This window comes from Pseudomonas sp. FP2338 (genome assembly GCF_030687515.1).
Classification (GTDB): domain Bacteria; phylum Pseudomonadota; class Gammaproteobacteria; order Pseudomonadales; family Pseudomonadaceae; genus Aquipseudomonas; species Aquipseudomonas salomonii.
In genome coordinates, this window is record NZ_CP117436.1 from 1,843,852 (window position 1) to 1,862,454 (window position 18,603).

Annotated in this window: 17 protein-coding genes; 11 read left to right on the forward strand and 6 right to left on the reverse strand. The window is 60.7% G+C overall.

Going from position 1 to position 18,603, the window contains the following annotated elements; genetic code table 11:
* Positions 1-30: 30 nt before the first annotated feature.
* Positions 31-855: an aspartyl/asparaginyl beta-hydroxylase domain-containing protein gene (locus tag PSH96_RS08430; protein WP_017137465.1), complete on the reverse strand. Its 825-nt coding sequence runs from the start codon at positions 853-855 to the stop codon at positions 31-33.
* A 275-nt stretch (positions 856-1,130) separates the two neighbouring features.
* On the opposite strand from PSH96_RS08430, the gene fabV reads away from it, so the two are divergent.
* The gene (fabV, locus tag PSH96_RS08435) at positions 1,131-2,324 is read left to right on the forward strand and encodes an enoyl-ACP reductase FabV (protein WP_305458637.1); all 1,194 of its coding nucleotides are present in this window, start codon (positions 1,131-1,133) and stop codon (positions 2,322-2,324) included.
* 260 nt (positions 2,325-2,584) lie between these two features.
* A complete protein-coding gene (locus PSH96_RS08440; RefSeq protein WP_305458638.1) occupies positions 2,585-3,208 on the forward strand; it encodes an HAD family phosphatase in 624 nt (207 codons plus the stop codon).
* Here the strand turns inward: PSH96_RS08440 and PSH96_RS08445 are convergent.
* Positions 3,205-4,110: a LysR family transcriptional regulator gene (locus PSH96_RS08445; protein ID WP_305458639.1), complete on the reverse strand. Its 906-nt coding sequence runs from the start codon at positions 4,108-4,110 to the stop codon at positions 3,205-3,207. The two genes, PSH96_RS08440 and PSH96_RS08445, sit on opposite strands and share 4 nt — an antisense overlap.
* A 103-nt stretch (positions 4,111-4,213) precedes the next feature.
* Here PSH96_RS08445 and PSH96_RS08450 point away from each other — a divergent pair, with 103 nt between their 5' ends.
* On the forward strand, positions 4,214-5,383 hold the full coding sequence (locus PSH96_RS08450) for an aspartate aminotransferase family protein (RefSeq protein ID WP_305458640.1): 1,170 nt from the start codon (positions 4,214-4,216) through the stop codon (positions 5,381-5,383).
* A 119-nt stretch (positions 5,384-5,502) separates the two neighbouring features.
* On the opposite strand, the gene punR is transcribed toward PSH96_RS08450, so the two are convergent.
* Positions 5,503-6,417, reverse strand: coding sequence for a DNA-binding transcriptional activator PunR (gene punR / locus PSH96_RS08455; protein ID WP_058422796.1), 915 nt, complete (start codon positions 6,415-6,417; stop codon positions 5,503-5,505).
* Between the two features lie 123 nt (positions 6,418-6,540).
* On the opposite strand from punR, the gene punC reads away from it, so the two are divergent.
* Entirely contained in the window at positions 6,541-7,725 is a 1,185-nt protein-coding gene (punC, locus tag PSH96_RS08460; RefSeq protein ID WP_305458641.1) for a purine nucleoside transporter PunC, read from the forward strand.
* 142 nt (positions 7,726-7,867) lie between these two features.
* On the opposite strand, the gene PSH96_RS08465 is transcribed toward punC, so the two are convergent.
* On the reverse strand, positions 7,868-8,701 hold the full coding sequence (locus PSH96_RS08465; protein ID WP_305458642.1) for a nucleoside-binding protein: 834 nt from the start codon (positions 8,699-8,701) through the stop codon (positions 7,868-7,870).
* Between the two features lie 158 nt (positions 8,702-8,859).
* On the opposite strand from PSH96_RS08465, the gene PSH96_RS08470 reads away from it, so the two are divergent.
* Entirely contained in the window at positions 8,860-10,362 is a 1,503-nt protein-coding gene (locus tag PSH96_RS08470; protein ID WP_305458643.1) for a nucleobase:cation symporter-2 family protein, read from the forward strand.
* A gap of 99 nt (positions 10,363-10,461) precedes the next feature.
* Here the strand turns inward: PSH96_RS08470 and PSH96_RS08475 are convergent, their stop codons facing one another.
* Positions 10,462-11,394, reverse strand: coding sequence for a proline iminopeptidase-family hydrolase (locus PSH96_RS08475; protein WP_305458644.1), 933 nt, complete (start codon positions 11,392-11,394; stop codon positions 10,462-10,464).
* Positions 11,395-11,487: 93 nt separating this feature from the next.
* Positions 11,488-12,252, reverse strand: coding sequence for a LuxR family transcriptional regulator (locus PSH96_RS08480; RefSeq protein WP_305458645.1), 765 nt, complete (start codon positions 12,250-12,252; stop codon positions 11,488-11,490).
* Between the two features lie 183 nt (positions 12,253-12,435).
* Between PSH96_RS08480 and PSH96_RS08485 the strand changes: the two genes are divergently transcribed.
* From PSH96_RS08485 to PSH96_RS08510, 6 genes are read left to right on the forward strand one after another with little or no spacing between them, the layout of a single operon-like run.
* Positions 12,436-13,323, forward strand: coding sequence for a proline iminopeptidase-family hydrolase (locus PSH96_RS08485; protein WP_056857239.1), 888 nt, complete (start codon positions 12,436-12,438; stop codon positions 13,321-13,323).
* Positions 13,324-13,326: 3 nt separating this feature from the next.
* Positions 13,327-14,274, forward strand: coding sequence for an ABC transporter permease (locus PSH96_RS08490; protein WP_305458646.1), 948 nt, complete (start codon positions 13,327-13,329; stop codon positions 14,272-14,274).
* Positions 14,271-15,128 (forward strand): ABC transporter permease, encoded by an 858-nt coding sequence (locus PSH96_RS08495; RefSeq protein WP_305458647.1) that lies wholly within the window; start codon positions 14,271-14,273, stop codon positions 15,126-15,128. Before PSH96_RS08490 ends, PSH96_RS08495 begins: the two co-directional genes overlap by 4 nt.
* Entirely contained in the window at positions 15,125-16,081 is a 957-nt protein-coding gene (locus tag PSH96_RS08500; RefSeq protein ID WP_305458648.1) for an ABC transporter ATP-binding protein, read from the forward strand. The genes PSH96_RS08495 and PSH96_RS08500 overlap by 4 nt, the downstream gene beginning before the upstream one ends.
* Positions 16,078-17,049, forward strand: a complete 972-nt coding sequence (locus tag PSH96_RS08505; protein ID WP_305458649.1) for an ABC transporter ATP-binding protein — start codon at positions 16,078-16,080, stop codon at positions 17,047-17,049. Before PSH96_RS08500 ends, PSH96_RS08505 begins: the two co-directional genes overlap by 4 nt.
* 35 nt (positions 17,050-17,084) lie before the next feature.
* Complete coding sequence (locus PSH96_RS08510) at positions 17,085-18,599, forward strand: ABC transporter substrate-binding protein (RefSeq protein ID WP_305458650.1); 1,515 nt, start codon at positions 17,085-17,087, stop codon at positions 18,597-18,599.
* Positions 18,600-18,603 lie beyond the last annotated feature (4 nt).

The window sequence follows — 18,603 nt, forward strand, 5'->3', positions numbered from 1 at the left end:
AACACCGTCAACACCATCATGCCGCAGAACTTACTGAATCAGCTTCCAGTTTTTGTAGAAAACCCGACGCAGGGTAAACACCAGCCCGGCAAAACCCGAAATAACGGCATTCAGCACCGAGGGCAGCAAGGTCGGCCGCACGATGTCAATGAACAGGCAGTAACGCTTTGCGTCGTTTTTGTTGAAGGAGGCATGCATCAGCGTGTCATCGAAGATGAACAGCGGGTCATCGTGCCAGTAGTGCTTGTGCTTGCCGACCTGGATGTAGACACCGTCGTGATGTGGTGCCGGCGCCATGTTGTAGAGCACGCGGAACATCATGCGCAGCGGGCCGAAGTGGAAGGATGTGGAGCGGTTTTCGTTGAACACCGACACGCCGATCGTCTTCACAAACGGCAGTTTCTTGCGCAGTTGCGGGATGTCCAGGGTGGTTTCGATCGGGCGGCCGTACCATTGGAAGAACAACATGCCGCGCTTTTTCTCGGCCATGCGCTCGTCGAGGTAGCTGATGATTTCGTCCTTGTTGGCCATGGCGTCGTCGATGACTTGTTGCAGGTCTTCGCGCCAGGCCGGCGGCAGGTCACGCATGGTGTAGACGTGGCGGTTGCGCAGGCTCAACAGGTCGAACAGGGTATTGAACGGCGCCAATATCCAGGTGTTGCGGCCGTTGCCGACGAAGTATTTCTTGATGGTGTCGCGGTCGTACAGGCCGTTGCGCAGGAAGTCATAAATGCCGCAGAACAGCACCAGCAGCAGAAACACCAGGCTGGTACGTGGGAAGCAATAGATGAACAGCAGTACGCCGAGCACCCAGGCGACTGAGACCAATTTTTTTTGCACAGCACTTTTACTCATGAAGCGAGGCTCCGGACCTGAAACAAAGCGAAACAATCCCGCCATGATAGTGGGTTATCAAGGTGCCGGGCGTTTTAAATATTGCGAATTTGTGAAAGCCGGACACAGTTTTTAACCAGGCGGTGCGGTGCGCCCGCGGTTTTGCCGATTGGATTTTGTAAACAGAAGATTTACGTCTATCGTGACGCTTCGGTTTTTCGCGCGTCATAGACCGGTACGATTGAAGTTGAATGGCCACCACTGGCCGTCGACCCCTTGGAAGAGGCAGAAATTTTATGATCATCAAACCGCGGGTTCGTGGCTTTATCTGTGTGACCGCTCACCCTGTTGGCTGTGAAGCGAACGTCAAAGAGCAGATCAACTATGTAACCCAGCATGGCGCCATCGAAGGCGGCCCAAAGAAGGTGCTGGTCCTCGGCGCTTCCACCGGTTATGGCCTGGCCGCGCGCATCAGTGCTGCGTTTGGCTGCGGCGCCGACACCCTGGGCGTGTTTTTTGAGAAAGAAGGCGAAGAAGGCAAGCTGAGCTCCGCCGGCTGGTACAACAGCGCGGCGTTCGAGAAGTTTGCCGTGGAAAAAGGCCTGTACGCCAAGAGCATCAACGGCGACGCGTTCTCTGACGAGATCAAGCGCCTGACCATCGAAACCATCAAGAAAGACCTGGGCAAGATCGACCTGGTGGTTTACAGCCTGGCCGCGCCGCGCCGTACCGACCCGCAAGGCGTGGTGCACACCTCCACCCTCAAGCCGATCGGCAAGGCCGTGACCCTGCGCGGTATCAACACCGACAAAGGCGTGGTGGTCGACACCACCCTTGAGCCTGCGACCCAGGAAGAAATCGACGGCACCGTGAAAGTCATGGGCGGCGAAGACTGGCAGCTGTGGATCGACGCCCTGCGTGACGCCGATGTGTTGGCCGAAGGCGCCAAGACCACTGCGTTCACCTACCTCGGCGAGAAGCTGACCCAGGATATTTACTGGAACGGTTCCATCGGCGAAGCCAAGAAAGACCTGGATAAAAAAGTCCTGACCCTGCGCGACAACCTCGCCGCGCTGAAGGGCGACGCCCGTGTGTCGGTGCTCAAGGCCGTGGTTACCCAGGCCAGCTCGGCCATCCCGATCATGCCGCTGTACCTGTCGCTGCTGTTTAAAGTGATGAAAGAGCAGGGCACCCACGAAGGTTGCATCGAGCAGGTTTACGGCCTGTTCAAAGACAGCCTGTACGGCAGCGAGCCGAAGCTGGACGCCGACGGCCGCCTGCGCGCCGACCTGGCTGAGCTGGAGCCGAAGGTTCAGGACGCCGTGGCTGCACTGTGGAATCAGGTGACCGACGACAACGTCAACGAGATCAGCGATTTCGCCGGCTACAAGGCAGAATTCCTGCGTTTGTTCGGCTTTGAAATCGATGGCGTGGACTATGACGCGGATGTGAACCCGACTGTGAAGATCAAGGGCCTGATCCAAGCCTAAACACGGTCAAAAAAAATGTGGGAGCCTGGCTTAATGTAGGCGCTGGCTTGCCTGCGATACAGTCACCTCGGTCTATCAGTTACACCGAGGCGATGCTATCGCAGGCAAGCCAGCTCCCACACAAACCAGCCTCCACACAGTCCAGCTCCCACATTTGCCTTGGGTTAATCCCGAACCCTCCTACATTCCCTCGCGCTCCCACCCGCCTTCACAATCTGCCAGACTCCCTGGGCTATCAAGCCACGCTAACGGAGGATCTGATGACGATTCGTGCAGTAGTTTTTGATTTTGGCGGTGTCCTGTTCGATTGGAACCCGCTGCACCTTTACCGCCAGCTGATTGCCGACGACGCCGAGCGGCAACACTTTCTCGACACCATCTGCACCCAAGCCTGGAACACCGAACAGGACGCCGGCCGCAGCCTCGCCGAAGGCACCCGCCACCTTATCGAGCAACACCCGCAGCACGAACCCTTGATCCAGGCCTATTACGACCGCTGGCACGAAATGCTGCGTGGCGCGTTGCCCGATGGCGTGGCGATTCTCGAGGCGCTGCATAAGGCCGATATGCCGCTGTTCGGGCTCACCAACTGGTCGGCGGAAACCTTTCCTTACGCACGGGCAAACTATCCGTTCCTGCAGCACTTGCGCGATATCGTCGTGTCCGGCGAGTTGAAGTTGATCAAGCCCGATCCCGCGATTTATCACGCCAGCCTTGCCCAGGTGCGTGCTCACTTGCCGGATATCCAGGCCAGTGAAGTGGTGTTTATCGACGACGTTGCCGGCAATATCGAGGCCGCTAAAGCGCTCGGGTGGCAGGGCATTCACCATGTGTCGGCCGAGCGCACTGCGGCGCGTTTGCGCGAGTTGGGCGTGAGCTTTTAGCGCGCCCACTTTTCCATGGCGAAATCCACGAAGGCGCGCAGTTTGGGCAAGCGGTAGCGATCCTGTCGGTAGAGCAGGTGCATGGGGCGGCTGGGCAGTTGATAGGTGGTCAGCAACGCCACCAGCTTGCCGCTCTCCAGGTCCGGTTGAACCAGGGCATCGGCCAGCATGATGATGCCCATGCCGTTCACGGCCGCCTGGCGCAAGCCTTGTGAGCTGTTGATGGTCAATGCTCCGGCCACCGGCACCTCCACTTCGCCTGCATCGCCGGTCATGCGCCACAGTTTGCTGGTGTCGCGCCAGTTGTCGTTCGCCGGGTAGGCAAACGCCAGGCAGTCGTGCTGGCGCAAGTCGTCGGGGGTCTGTGGAATGCCACGTCGCGCCAGGTACGCCGGTGACGCGCAGAGCGTCAGGGTGTAGGCCTGCATGGGCCTGGCGATCAGGCTTGAGGTTTCCAGTTCGCCCAGGCGGATCGCAACGTCGAAGCCGCTGTCGACCAAATCCATGCGCTCATTGCTGAGTTCGACATACAGATTGATCTGCGGGTAGCGCTGGGCAAATTCGCTCAAGGCCGGTGTGAGGCGTTCGGTGCCGAACACCGGTGGCGCGGTGATGCGCAGGCTGCCTTTGGGCGTTTCGCTGTGGATCTGCTCTGCCAATAGTTCAGAGTCGGCCACCAGCCCCAGCACCTCCAGGCATCGCTGGTAATACTGCCCGCCAAATTCGGTGAGGCTCTGTTTGCGTGTGGTGCGCTTCAGCAAGCTGACCCCCAGCCGTTGCTCCAGCGCGCGCAAGTGGTTGCCGACCATGGTGGTCGACATCCCGCATTCCTGCGCGGCGGCGGTCATGCTGCCGGCCTCGACCACTTTCACGTACACCGACATCGACTGGAACAGATCCATTATCAAGCCCTGGTTCAAAGTCATTGCAGGAATGCGCAGTTTATCCAGCTCAGGTGGCTAACGATACTGGCAGCATCACAACGATGCACTGGAGCCAGCCACCATGAACGCCGCCTGCCTGATGACCACCTATCAACCCATGGCCCTGAGCTTTACCCGTGGCCTGGGCACGCGCCTGTGGGACCAGCAGGGCCGTGAATACCTCGACGCCGTGGCCGGCGTGGCGGTAACCAATGTCGGGCACTCCCACCCCAAATTGGTGACGGCGATCAGCGAGCAGGCGGGCCTGTTGCTGCACACGTCGAACCTCTACAGCATCGACTGGCAGCAGCGCCTGGCCGAGCGGTTGGCGCAGTTATCCGGCCTGGACCGTGCGTTCTTCAATAACTCCGGCGCTGAAGCCAACGAGACCGCGCTGAAACTGGCGCGGCTGCACGGTTGGAAAAAAGGCATCGAAGAGCCGCTGGTGGTGGTGATGGAAAACGCATTTCATGGGCGCACCCTCGGCACCATGGCCGCCAGTGACGGGCCTTCGGTGCGCCTGGGTTTCCAGCGCCTGCCGGGGGATTTTCTCAAGGTGCGCTTTGGCGACTTGGCCGCATTGGCGGCCATTACCGAACAATTCGGCACGCGCATCGCGGCGGTCTTGCTCGAGCCGATACAGGGTGAAAGCGGCGTGCTGCCCGCGCCGCCCGGTTACCTCAAGGCGCTGCGCGACCACTGCACGCGCCACGGCTGGTTGATGATGCTCGATGAAATTCAGACCGGTATCGGCCGCACCGGCGCCTGGTTTGCGTTCCAGCATGAAGGCATCGTGCCCGACGTGATAACCCTGGCCAAAGGCCTCGGCAACGGCGTGCCCATCGGTGCCTGCCTGGCCCGTGACGCGGTGGCCCAATTGTTCACGCCAGGCAGCCATGGCAGCACGTTCGGCGGTAACCCGCTGGCCTGTCGCGTGGGTTGCACGGTGTTGGACATCATTGAAGAACAAGGCTTGCTGCACAACGCCGCGCTGCAGGGCGAGCGCCTGCTGGCGCGGTTGCGGGTGGAGTTGAGCGAGCACCCGCAGGTGCTGGCGATTCGTGGGCAGGGCTTGATGGTCGGCATCGAGCTGGCCAGGCCTTACCGTGACCTGGCCCAGCGTGCGGCCCAGGAGCAGGGGCTGCTGATCAATGTGACGCGGGGCAAAATCATCCGCCTGTTGCCGCCGCTGACGCTGGATGCCAAGGAGGTCGAGATGATCGTGCGGGCGATCACCCGTCTCCTGGATTGAGACCGGATCAAACTGTGGGAGCTGGCTTGCCTGCGATAGCGGACTGTCTGTGCCAACTACAGTGGCTGACACACCGCTATCGCAGGCAAGCCAGCTCCCACATTAGATCGGCGTGATATTCAGAGATCCGGGCCATTCAACCATTCCTGGTTCAGGGTCTCGGTGTCGCCCAGGTACTCCAACAACCAACTCATCGCTGGCGACAATTTATCCTGTGCCCACGCCACACACGACGGGCTGGCCGGAAACGGTCGGCTCAGTTGCAGTGCCACCAGCTCGCCACGCTCGACCCACGGCAATACCTGATGGGCGGGCGCCATGCCGACGCACAGCCCGTCGCGCAGGCAATCGAGCGCCGAGGCCCAGTTAGGCACGACCAAACGGCGCTGGTTATCCAGGGTCCAGGTGTCACGCTTGGGCAGGTTGCGCGAGGTGTCGGTCATGCACAGCGAGGCGAAAGGGCGCAGCTGGTCGTCACTGAGCAAGCCGCTGACGCTCGCCAGCGGGTGCTGGGCGCTGACCACACACAGCCAGTTCAGCAGGCCCATGTCCCGAAACGTGAAGCGGCTGGCCACCGGCACCGCGCTGGTGGCGCCGATCACAATGTCGGTGCGCTCATCGGCCAGGGCGTCCCACACGCCGTTGTATACCTCGTATTCGAGCAGCAATTCCACCTCGGGGAACTGTCGATAAAAATCCAGTACCAGTTGCCGACAGCGCTGGGGTTTGACGATGGAGTCCACCGCGACCTTCAACTGGCCACTCCAGCCATTCGCCACCTGCTGGCACAGGCGCCGGGTGCCAAGCATTTTTTTCATTACCCCGCGCGCCTCGTCGATAAACAGACGGCCGGCGGGGGTCAGCTCCACATCGCGGTGGCGGCGCACAAACAGCGGCACCGCCAGCCATTCTTCCAGCTGGCGCACTGTATAGCTGATGGCTGACGGCACGCGGTGCAATTCCTGGGCGGCGGCGCTGAAGCTGCCATGGCGCGCCACGGCATCGACCACATCCAGTGAGTATTCGGACCACATATACAGCTGCCTTCAAAATATTTGATTCAAGTGTCCAATTATTATCGCTTCACACACAGCCTGTCAGCTTCATAATGGGCGCCAGTCAGCAAATAGTTTGATGGCAGCACTTACAAGGCTTCAATGAAAAATTCTTTTGGTTTCACCTGGTATCTGGCGGGGCTGAGCATGCTCGGTTATCTGGCCATGGACATGTACTTGCCGGCGTTTGGCGCCATGGGCGAGCAGTTGCAGATCAGTGCGGGCGCGGTCGGCGCCAGCTTGAGTATTTTCCTCGCGGGCTTTGCGCTCGGGCAGTTGCTGTGGGGGCCGTTGTCCGATCGCCTGGGGCGCAAGCCGGTGCTGCTCGCCGGGCTGAGCCTGTTTGTGCTGGGCTGCGCCGGGATGTTCTGGGTCGAGACGGCGCCGCAGTTGTTGGCGTTGCGCTTTATCCAGGCGATTGGTGTGTGTTCCGCCGCCGTGAGTTGGCAGGCGCTGGTGATTGACCGTTACCCGGCCGACAAGGCCCACCGCGTGTTCGCCAGCATCATGCCGCTGATGTCGCTGTCACCGGCGCTGGCGCCGCTGTTGGGCGCGATGGTGCTGAACCACTTTGGCTGGCAGGCGATCTTCGCGGTGTTGCTGGTTGTGTCAGTGCTGTTGCTGTTGCCGACGTTGTTCCTGCGCAAAATGCCGAAACGTCTGGCCGAGAAGGGCGAACCTTCGCGCCTTGGCTATGGGCAGTTGCTGACCTCCCGCGTGTTTACCGGCAATGTGATGATCTTCGCCGCCTGTTCGGCCAGCTTCTTCGCCTGGCTCACTGCGTCGCCGTTCATCCTTGGCGACATGGGTTACAGCCCGAATGACATCGGCTTGAGTTACGTGTTGCCGACCTTGTCCTTTCTGGTCGGCGGTTACAGCTGTCGCAGTGCCTTGCAGCATTACCAGGGCAAAACCCTGCTGCCGTGGTTGCTGGTGGCTTATTGCATCAGCATGGTCGCGTTGTACCTGGTTGCGACCTTGACGGTGCCGACCCTGACCACCTTGTTGATTCCGTTCTGCCTGATGGCGTTGGTCAACGGCGCGAGTTACCCGATCGTGGTGGCGAATGCGCTGATGCCCTTTGCGGAAAATTCCGGCAAGGCGGCGGCGTTGCAGAACACCCTGCAATTGGGTCTTTGTTTTCTGAGCAGCCTGCTGGTGTCGTCGATGATCGACCAGCCGCTGTTGATCACTGTGATTGTGATGTTGGCGACTGCGCCGCTGGCAGTGCTGGGTTACTGGCTGGCGCGGCCCAAAACAGATAATTCGGAACTCGCAAACGCCTGAAGCTGAAACCCAATCAAACATGTGGGAGAGGGCTTGTGTGGGAGCTGGCTTGCCTGCGATGGCATCAACTGGGTGCACCTGATGTACCGAGTTGTCTGCATCGCAGGCAAGCCAGCTCCCACAGTTGACTGGGTTTCTTAAGTTAGAAGGTGACTTCCAGGTTGACTGTCGGTGTGGATGTACGGGTGCCCATGCCTCCATCCACCCCGAACTTGTTATGCCAGTACTCGTAACCCACCCCCAGATACAGGTTCGGCTTCACGCTTTTTCCCGGCCGCACCGCCACCATCAGCGCCGTGCGCATCAGGGTTTCCGGCGCGGTGTCGCGGCCGTGATAATCCTCGCCCTTTTCCCCGACGTAATTGATAAACCCCTGAAACTTCGCGGCGTGGTTGGCGATGTCAAACGGGCGCATCCAGGTCAGGTTGAGCATGTAGGTGTCGTCGAAGGTGTGGTTCGACTCTTTCGCGCCGGGGATGCCGGTGTGGTTCTTTTCCTTGTAGTACATCAAGCTCAAATCCAGTACGCCGACGGTGTTGAACTTCAACGTCGGGCCGATCACCAGCGCGCGCTTTTTGGCTGAGGCGAAGTTGTTGTTGCGGTTGGCGTCGAAGCCCAGGGTCAAGGCGTAATCCTTGACCAGGCCAGTACCCAGCGGCACATCCAATACCCGTGAGGCGTACAGCTGGTGCCGGTACACGGCGTAGACCTCACTGCCACCGTGGTCGGTGCCCTTGCGTGGGTCGCTGCTGTCGGACAAAAACACATCAAGGTTCAGGTAGTTGCTGCCGTACTGGTAGCCGCTGGCGTGGGTGAAGCTGTAGATGCGTTTGCTGAAGTCGTCGGGGTTATTCGGGTTGGTGAAGTGCTGACCGTAGCGAAACCCTGCGCTGTTGTTCATCCATTCCAGCGCGACGGCCTCCCCACCGCCGAGAAGGGTCAATGCAACGGTTGCGCCCTGTAATGCCTTTTTCATTGTTCTAGGTCCTTTGGCGTTCTGGCTCATGACGGCCGGATTGTTTTTGTAACGCCGATGGAGGGTATCTTGTTCGATTGATTGTATACAACTCTATGGACATCCAGTCCAAACATTGCATACAGTGCTCGCACAACAAAAACAGAGAACCCCTCACCATGACTATCCCGAAGGCGTCACCGCAGCGGCCAGAAGATGAGAATCTCGGCGTCGCGGCCAACATGGCTTACGGCCTGCAGCATGTGCTCACCATGTATGGCGGCATCGTTGCCGTACCGTTGATCGTCGGCCAGGCGGCCGGGTTGTCGCCGGCGGATATCGGCCTGCTGATCGCCGCCTCGCTGTTTGCCGGTGGCCTGGCCACGTTGCTGCAAACCCTCGGTCTGCCGTTTTTTGGCTGCCAGTTGCCGCTGGTGCAGGGCGTGTCGTTTGCCGGTGTGGCAACCATGGTGGCGATTGTCGGCAGTGAGGGTGCGGGCGGGGTGCCGGCGATTCTCGGGGCGGTAATGGCCGCGTCGTTTATCGGCTTATTGATCACGCCGGTGTTCTCACGGATCACCCAGTTTTTCCCGCCGCTGGTCACCGGCATCGTGATCACCACCATCGGCCTGACGCTGATGCCGGTGGCGGCGCGCTGGGCCATGGGCGGCAATAGCCGCGCGGCGGATTTTGGCAGCATGGCGAACATCGGACTGGCGGCACTGACCCTGGTGCTGGTGTTGCTACTGAGCAAGATCGGCAGCGCGACTATCTCGCGCCTGTCGATTCTGCTGGCCATGGTGATTGGCACCGTGATCGCGGTGTTCCTCGGCATGGCGGATTTTTCCGGCGTCGCCCAGGGGCCGATGTTCGGCTTTCCCACACCTTTCCATTTCGGCATGCCGACCTTCCATGTGGCGGCGATTATTTCCATGTGCATCGTGGTGATGGTGACGTTGGTGGAAACCTCGGCGGACATCCTCGCGGTCGGCGAGATTATCGACACCAAAGTCGACTCCAAGCGCCTGGGTAATGGCCTGCGTGCCGACATGCTGTCGAGCATTTTTGCGCCGATCTTCGGTTCCTTCACCCAAAGCGCCTTTGCCCAGAACGTCGGCCTGGTGGCGGTCACTGGCGTGAAAAGCCGGTTTGTGGTGGCCACCGGCGGCGTGTTCCTGGTGGTGTTGGGCTTGTTGCCGTTTATGGGGCGGGTGATTGCGGCCGTGCCGACTTCGGTACTGGGCGGCGCTGGTATCGTGTTGTTCGGCACCGTGGCGGCCAGTGGGATTCGCACGCTCTCCAAGGTGGATTACCGCAACAACATGAACCTGATTATCGTGGCAACGAGCATCGGTTTCGGCATGATCCCGATTGCCGCGCCCAACTTCTACGATCACTTCCCCACCTGGTTCGCGACCATTTTCCATTCGGGCATCAGCTCGTCGGCAATCATGGCAATTTTGCTCAACCTGGCGTTCAACCACTTCACCGCCGGTAACTCGGACCAGCAGTCGGTGTTTGTGGCCGGGACCGAGCGCAGTTTGTGCTTCCACGATGTGGCGGCGTTGCGCGATGGGGATTACTTCAGTGGCGGTAAGTTGTTTGATGCTGAAGGGAAGGAGATTCCGGTGGTGGCGCAAGTGCCGAGGAAGGCCGCAAAGCCTGAGACCACCGAAGTCTAAAACTGTGGGAGCTGGCTTGCCTGCGATGGCGGTACATCAGTTACAGATGAAGTGACTGGCCTGCCGTTATCGCAGGCAAGCCAGCTCCCACAGTTGAACTCAGCCAGCCTTGAGAACTGGGTGCGGCAGCGAACACGCCTCGTCCAGAAACTTCACCACCGTCCCCATACACGCCTGGCGTTCTTCCACGTGGGGCATGTGGCTGGAGTCTTCAAACAGCGCCCAGCGCACGTCGGTGATTTCATCCAGGAACGGCTTGACCACCAAGGGCGTGGCCTCGTCGTGCCGCCCGGATATCACCAGCGTCGGCACATTGATCGCCGACAGGCGTCCCATCACGCTCCAGTCCTTCAAGCTGCCGATGATGTGAAATTCGGTCGGGCCGCTCATGGCGTGGTACACCGTCGGGTCGGCGTCCACCGCTGCAAAGGTGCGGGCCACTTCTTCCGGCCACGGGTTTACTCGGCACACGTGCTGGTCATAGAAAATCCGCGCCGCCGCCAGGTATTCCGGGTCTTGGTAAGTGCCGGCCTGTTCGTGTTTGAGCAGGGTTTGGTGCACGCCTTCGGGCAACAGTTGGCGCAGGCGGTTGGCTTCGCTGACCCAGGTGCGCATGCAGGTGGGCGAGTTGGCCGGGATAAACGCACGCAGGCCCTTGGGTTGCAAAATCGCGTGTTCGCTGCCGAGCATGCCGCCCCAGGATTGACCGAGGATCGCGTAGTTGTCACTGATTTGCAGGTGGTCCAACAGGTTGTTCAGTTCGTCGAGGAACAGGCCGATGGTCCAGAAAGACGGGTCTTTGTCCGGCAAATGCGTGGAGCGGCCATTGCCGATCTGGTCGTAGTGAATCACCGCATGGCCGCTGGCGGCGACATCCTTGAACGCGTCTACATAGTCATGGGTGCAACCGGGGCCGCCATGGAGGATCACCAAGGGCGTGCGGCCGGTGCCCAGGTCGCCGGTGACGCGGTACCAGGTCTGGTAGGCGCCGAAGGCCGCGTAGCCTTCGCGGACTTTCTCGATGAATTCCATTTCGTACCCTGCTCTGAAAAAAAGGATCAGGGCTACGATAGTCGGCACGCGGCGTTTAAGTAACTAGCAAAACAGCTAGGTTTTACCGACGGATCAATCTTCCAACAGGCGGTAATGGGTCGCGCGCACCACCGCCTGTACGCGGTTCTTGGCGCCCAGCTTGTGCATGGCCGAGGCCAGGTGCAGGGTGACCACCGCCAGTGAGCGGCTCAATTGCGTGGCGATCTCGGCGGCGGTCAGGCCCTCGGCAGCCCATTTCAGGCACTCGCGCTCGCGCTTGGTCAGATGGATATGCGGGTAGGTGCGTAGCTCTTTGCTGAGCAACGGGTAGGCCGCTTCCTGCAAAGCGTGGGTGATCAAGCTGAAGTCCGCCAAGGTCTGCTGGGCATCTTCCAGCACCGTGTCGGCCTTGCCGGTGCGCAGGCCGGTCAGCGACGCGAAGCCGCCACGCGGCAGGTGGATAGGCACGGTGACGCCGCAGGTCAGTTGGCGTTCATGCAGGTAAGAGGACACGGGCGCATGGCACGGGTCGATGATCTTTTGCAGCGCAGTGTCGGCTTTGGCCTCATAGGACCACACAAACGGCGACACCGTGCTCAAGGCCAGATGCTGCACCGGGTCGATCTGGTAAAACCCTTCGCTGCACCATAACGCGTGCCAGTCCGACGGTGTGTTGCGCGACTCCAGCACCGAAGGCGTGATCAGCGAACCGTCCTGGTCGATGGGCACCGGCGTGTAGTCATACACCAACGCATCAAAGCCCAACTGCTGGGCGAGGATAAACGTGTTGTCCATCTGTTCATCCAGGCTCCTGCCGGGCATGAGGCGGTTGTTGAAGGCGGTAAGTTTGGACAGCATCCGTTCTGCTCCCGAATTCATTTGAATCTCGACTTGCTGCAAGTAGAATGCCACGCCCCGGCGAAGGACTGCCAGGCCAAACCTATAAGAACTACTAGGTTATGGACACGCGGCATCCTCGGTAGTGTTGGCCCTATAAACGGCCGCTACCTGCCAGGCCGATACAACACAAGGAATGTATGCATGTGGCGTGAAATTGCCCCCGACCAGCAGTACAACGTGCAAGTCGATGGCCATAACCTCGTGGCCTACAGCTTTGGCGACGGCGATGAGGTGCTTTTGTGTCTCAACGGCGGCCCGGGCCTGCCGTGTGACTATTTGCGCGACGCCCATGGCTGGCTCAAAGACCATAACCTGCGAGTAGTTGCATTCGATCAGCTTGGCACGGGCGCATCAGCCAGACCATCAGATGTTTCCTTGTGGGAAATTGGCCGTTATGTCGAAGAAGTCGAAACCGTGCGCCAGGCCCTGGGCCTGGGTCGCGTGCATCTGCTTGGGCATTCTTGGGGCGGCTGGTTGGGTATCGAGTACGCCATTCACTATCCCGACGCCCTGAAAAGCCTGATCCTGGAAAACACCGTCGGCGATATTCCGCACCTCTCCCAGGAGCTTGAACGCCTGCGCGGCGCGCTCGGCAGCGAAACCGTGGCCATGATGCAGCGCCATGAGGCCATGGGCACCCTCGATCATCCGCAGTACCAGGCCGCTATCACCTTGCTCAACTACCGCCACGTCTGCCGCCTGGACGAATGGCCGGAGCCGGTCAAGCGCTCCCTGGGCGACTGGAACATGGGCCCTTACGAAACCATGCAAGGCCCCAACGAGTTCCTCTATATCGGCAACCTCAAGGACTGGAACCGCATCCCGGAGATGGCCGAGTTCAAGATGCCGATCCTGATCACCACCGGCCAGCACGATGAACTCACTCCCGCCTGTGCTCACCGCATGAAACTTGCGGCCACACACGCCGAACTGCATGTATTCCCCAATAGCAGCCATATGCCGTTTTATGAAGAGCCCCAGGCGTACTTTCCGGTGCTGCTGGACTTTCTCGCTCGCCACCGAGGCTGACGGATGAATCTTGCGCGTTACCGCTTCGTGCTGTCCCGGCCGCTGCAATTGCTGCCGGTGTTGTTTGGCATCAGCTTGATCACCTTTGTGCTGGTGCGCTCGATCCCCGGTGACCCGGCGCGCGCCTTGCTGGGCTCGCGCAGCACGCCGGACGCGCTGCTGAAAATCCGCGCCCAATACGGCCTGGACCAGCCCTTGTGGCTGCAATATTTTTACTTCCTCAAGAACCTGCTCAAGGGCGATCTGGGCCAGTCGCTGCTCTATAAGGTCGACGCGTTGAAACTGATCGTCACCCGTATCGAGCCAACGCTGGTGCTGGTGCTCGGCAGTGTGTTGCTGGCGCTGTTGATCGCGGTGCCACTGGCCACCGTGGCGGCGCGCAACAAAGGCGGCTGGGCGGATAACCTGATCCGCGTGTTCACCACGGTCGGCCTGGGCATGCCGGCCTTCTGGCTGGGCTTGATGCTGATTCTGTTGCTGAGTGTGAAGTGGGGCTTGTTCCCGGTATCGGGCTACGGTCGCACGTTTACAGATAAAGCCCATCACATGGTCCTGCCGTGTTTGACCATTGCGCTGGCGCTGGCGGCGGTGCTGGTGCGCAACCTGCGGTCGAGCATGCTGATGGAGTTGCAGGCCGACCATGTCACCGCCGCCCGCGCACGCGGGTTATCGGAGGCGGCGGTGTTTCGTCGGCATGTATTACCCAATTCTCTGGTGCCGGCGGTCAACCTGCTGGCGGTGAATATCGGCTGGCTGATCAGCGGCACGGTGGTGATCGAAAGCCTGTTCGCGATTCCCGGCATCGGCCAATTATTGGTGCGCGGTATTTTTACCCGCGACTACATGGTGGTGCAGGGCGTGGCCATGGTGCTGGCGTGTGCGACGGTGGTGGTCAACTTCGTCGCGGACGTGGCGACCGTGGCCCTCGACCCACGGGTGAAGATGCAATGAGCAGCCGCCCACTGATTGCGCCGTGGCGTTTGCGCCTGCGGTTTGGTTTTCGCAACGGCCGGCTGACCGCCGCATGGGGCTTGCTGATCCTGTTTATGTGGTTGGCCCTGGCGTTGTCCGCGCCGTGGATCGCGCCGTATGACCCGATTGCGCAGAACACCGATCTGAGCTTGCTGGCGCCCAGCCTTGCCCATCCATTTGGCACGGATAACTACGGTAGAGACATCCTTTCGAGGGTAATTTGGGGCGCGCGAATTGACCTGCAACTGGCCGTCATCGGCGTGATCTTCCCGTTTCTGATCGGCACTTTTATCGGCGCCGTTTCCGGCTACATCGGCGGGCGTTTCGACAGCCTGTGCATGCGCGTGATCGACGTGGTGCTGGCGTTCCCGTTCCTGGTGCTGATGCTGGCGATCATGGCCATTCTCGGGCCGGGCTTGCAGAGCTTTTATATCGCCATGGCGCTGGTGGGCTGGGTGTCGTATGCGCGGTTGATCCGCTCGCAGATCCTGGTGCTCAAAGAAAGTGACTTCGCCCTGGCCGCCAAGAGCCTGGGCTTTGGTCATGGGCGCATTCTGTTTCGGCATTTGCTGCCCAATGCGATGTTTGGCTCGATTGTGTTTTCCATGTCCGACGCCGTGCTGGTGCTGCTCAACGGCGCTGCCGTGAGCTATCTGGGCCTGGGCGTGCAACCGCCGACGGCGGAGTGGGGCACGATGGTCGCCGAAGGGCAGGCGTTTATCACCACCGCCTGGTGGCTTTGCACCTTCCCGGGCCTGGCCATTGTGACCCTGGCCATGGGTTTCAGCCTGCTCGCCGATGGTGTGGCGCAAGTGTTGGGGGATCGTTCATGAGCCTGCTTCAGGTGCAGGACCTCAGCGTGATCGCCAACAATGGCGGGCGTGAGGTCACGCTGGTCGATCGTGTGTCCTTTGATTTGGCCGAAGGGGAAATCCTCGGCCTGGTGGGTGAAAGCGGCTCGGGCAAGACCCTGGCCTGTCGCGCCCTGATGCGCCTGTTGCCGTCGCCCAACCTGCGGGTGCAAGGCGGCGCCGTGCGCCTGGCCGGTCGCGACCTGTTGCAACTCGATGAGGCTGGCATGCGCGCCGTACGCGGTGGGCAACTGGGCATGATTTTCCAGAACCCCAGCAGTCACCTGGACCCGTTGATGCGCATCGGCGAGCAGATCGCCGAAGGCATCCGTTTGCATCAGGGCGCGTCGAAAAAAGACGCAGGGCTGCAGGCCATCGAGGTGCTGCGCCAGGTCGGTATTCCCGACCCCAAGGCGCGGGTCGACAACTACCCCCATGAGTTTTCCGGCGGCATGCGCCAGCGCGCGATGATCGCCGTGGCCCTGGGCTGCAACCCGCAAGTGCTGATTGCCGACGAGCCGACCACGGCGCTGGACGTGACCGTGCAGGCGCAGATCCTGCGCCTGTTACTGGAGCTGCGTGACCAGCGTGGCCTGGCGATCATCATGATCACCCATGACCTCGGCGTGGTGGCACAGACCTGTGATTCCATCGCCGTGATGTACGCCGGGCGCCTGTGCGAACACGCGAGCAAATACGACGTGCTGGCCCATCCACAACACCCGTACACCGCCGGCCTTATCGATTGCCAACCCGCCCACAGCAGCGGCCACGCCTTGCTGCGCACCCTCCCCGGGCAGCCGCCGTTACTGGATGCCTTGCCCAACGGTTGCCGCTTCAACCCGCGCTGCCCACACGTGGCGGCGTTGTGCACTGAGGTGCTGCCCGAAGGTGCGCGCGTGGCCTGCCACTATCCGCTCGGAGAGCGCCCATGAGCTTGTTGCAGATCCAGGACCTGGAGGTGCGGTTTGCCGCGTCCGGCACGGGGATGTTGGGCCTTAATAAACAGTGGGTGAGGGCGGTCAATGGTGTGTCGCTGAACCTGGCTGCAGGCGAAACCCTGGGGTTGGTGGGCGAGTCCGGCAGTGGCAAAAGCACGCTGGGGCGAGCAATTTTGCACCTCAACCCGATCAGCGCCGGGCAGGTGTTATTTGACGGCGTCGACATGGCCCGAGGCAGCGCGATCGACATCGCCCGCCTGCGGCATGAAACCGCGATGATTTTCCAGGACCCTTACGCCGCCTTGAACCCGCGCCACAGCATTGGCGAAACCCTCGCCGAAGTGCTGCGGGTGCAGCGCAAGGTCGCCCCGGAGCAGATACCGGCTCGCGTGGTCGAGCTGCTTGAGCTGGTGGGCCTGCGCCCTGAACTCGCCAGCCGCAAACCCGGCTCCCTCAGTGGTGGCCAGTGCCAGCGCGTCGGCATCGCCCGCGCCCTGGCGGTGGAGCCGCGCCTGATCATTGCCGATGAGTGCGTGGCGGCCCTGGATGTGTCGATTCAGGGCCAGATCATCAACCTATTGCTGGAACTGCAACAGCGCATGAACCTGGCGATTCTGTTTATCGCCCATGACCTGGCCATTGTGCGGCGCCTGTGCGACCGCGTGGCGGTGATGTACCTGGGCAAGATCGTCGAAGAGGGGCCGGTGGAGGCGGTGTTTACTGCGCCGCGCCACCCGTATACGGCGGCGTTGATCGAGTCGATTCCCGAGATCGATCCGCATCGGCCTTTGCCGGCAGAGCCGTTGCCCGGTGAGCCGCCAAGCCCGCTGAAGTTGCCCACCGGCTGCGCCTTTCACCCGCGCTGCCGGCACGCCCGGACGATGTGTTCCGTGGTATTGCCGCCGACCCATTACCTGCACGAGCATCGGTACAGTTGCGTGCTTGAAGAACCTCTGTTTTGACCCACTTCTGCCATTCATGAACAAGGAGTTATGACATGCAATCGCGCCACTTGAAGTTGCTCGCCGCCGCGACATTGACCGCCTGGTCCCTCACCGCCGGGCTGGCTCATGCCGCCGGTGTGCTGACCATCGGCTGCCGTGAAGACAGCACCACGTTCGACCCGATCAAAAGCGCACAGAACCGCGATACGTGGGTGTTCGCCAACGTCTACGACACCCTGGTGCGCGTGGATAACCTGGGCACCAAGATGGAGCCGGGCCTGGCCGAAAGCTGGGAGATTTCCAAGGACGGCCTGACCTACACCTTCAAGCTGCGTGACGCCAAGTTCTCCGATGGCTCGGCGATTACCGCCGCTGACGCCGCGTTCAGCCTGTTGCGCATCCGCGACAACAAGGCGTCGCTGTGGGCGGATCCGTTCAACCTGATCAACACGGCCAAGGCCAGCGACCCGCAGACCCTGGTGGTCACCCTGAAAACCCCGGCCGTGGCCTTCCTCTCGCAACTGGCCTCGCCGACGGTGTCGATCCTGTCGGAAAAAGCCATGACCACGATGGGTGAAGACGCCTACTCGGAAAACCCGGTGACCTCCGGCGCGTTCACCGTGGAGGAGTGGCGCAAGGGCGATCGCGTGATCCTCAAGAAGAACCCGAACTTCTGGCAGGCCAATCACGTCAGCCTGGATGGCGTGGAGTGGGTCTCGGTGACCGACGACAACACGCGCATGCGCATGGTGCAGAACAACGAGCTGGACACGGCGATCTTCGTACCGTTCTCCCGGGTGGAAGAACTGAAGAAAGACAAAAACGTGGTGATCCACGCCGACCCGTCGACCCGCGAAGATCACCTGCTGATCAACCACGCCCACGGCCTGCTGGCCAAGCCGCAGGTGCGCGAGGCGCTGGACATGGCCATCGACAAACAATCGCTGGTCAAGACCGCGACTTACGGCCAAGGCACCGTGGCCTATTCCTACATCCCCAAAGGCTCGCTGTACCACTACGCCAACAACCTGCAACGCCCGTATGACCCGACTGCCGCCAAGAAGCTGCTGGAGGAAGCCGGCGCCAAGGACTTGAAACTCAACTACGTGGTCAACGCCGGCAACGAAGCCGACGAGCAGATTGCGGTGATCATCAAGGACCAGTTGGCCAAGGTCGGCGTGACCGCCAACCTGCAAAAGGTCGACCCGACCCAAAGCTGGCAGATGCTGGTGGACGGTGAGTACGATATTTCGGTGATGTACTGGACCAACGACATCCTCGACCCGGACCAGAAGACCACCTTCGTGCTCGGCCACGACACCAACCAGAACTACATGACCCGCTACAAGAACGACAAGGTCAAGGAACTGGTGGCGCAGGCACGAATCGAGGCCGACCCGGTCAAGCGTGAGCAGATGTACGTGGAATTGCAGAAACTGGCGAAGCAGGATGTGAACTGGATTGACCTGTACTACAGCCCGTACATCAACATCTCACGCAAGAACGTGAGCAACTTCCTGCAGAATCCGCTGGGGCGTTTTACCCTTGAGGAAGTGGTGAAGAACTAACGGG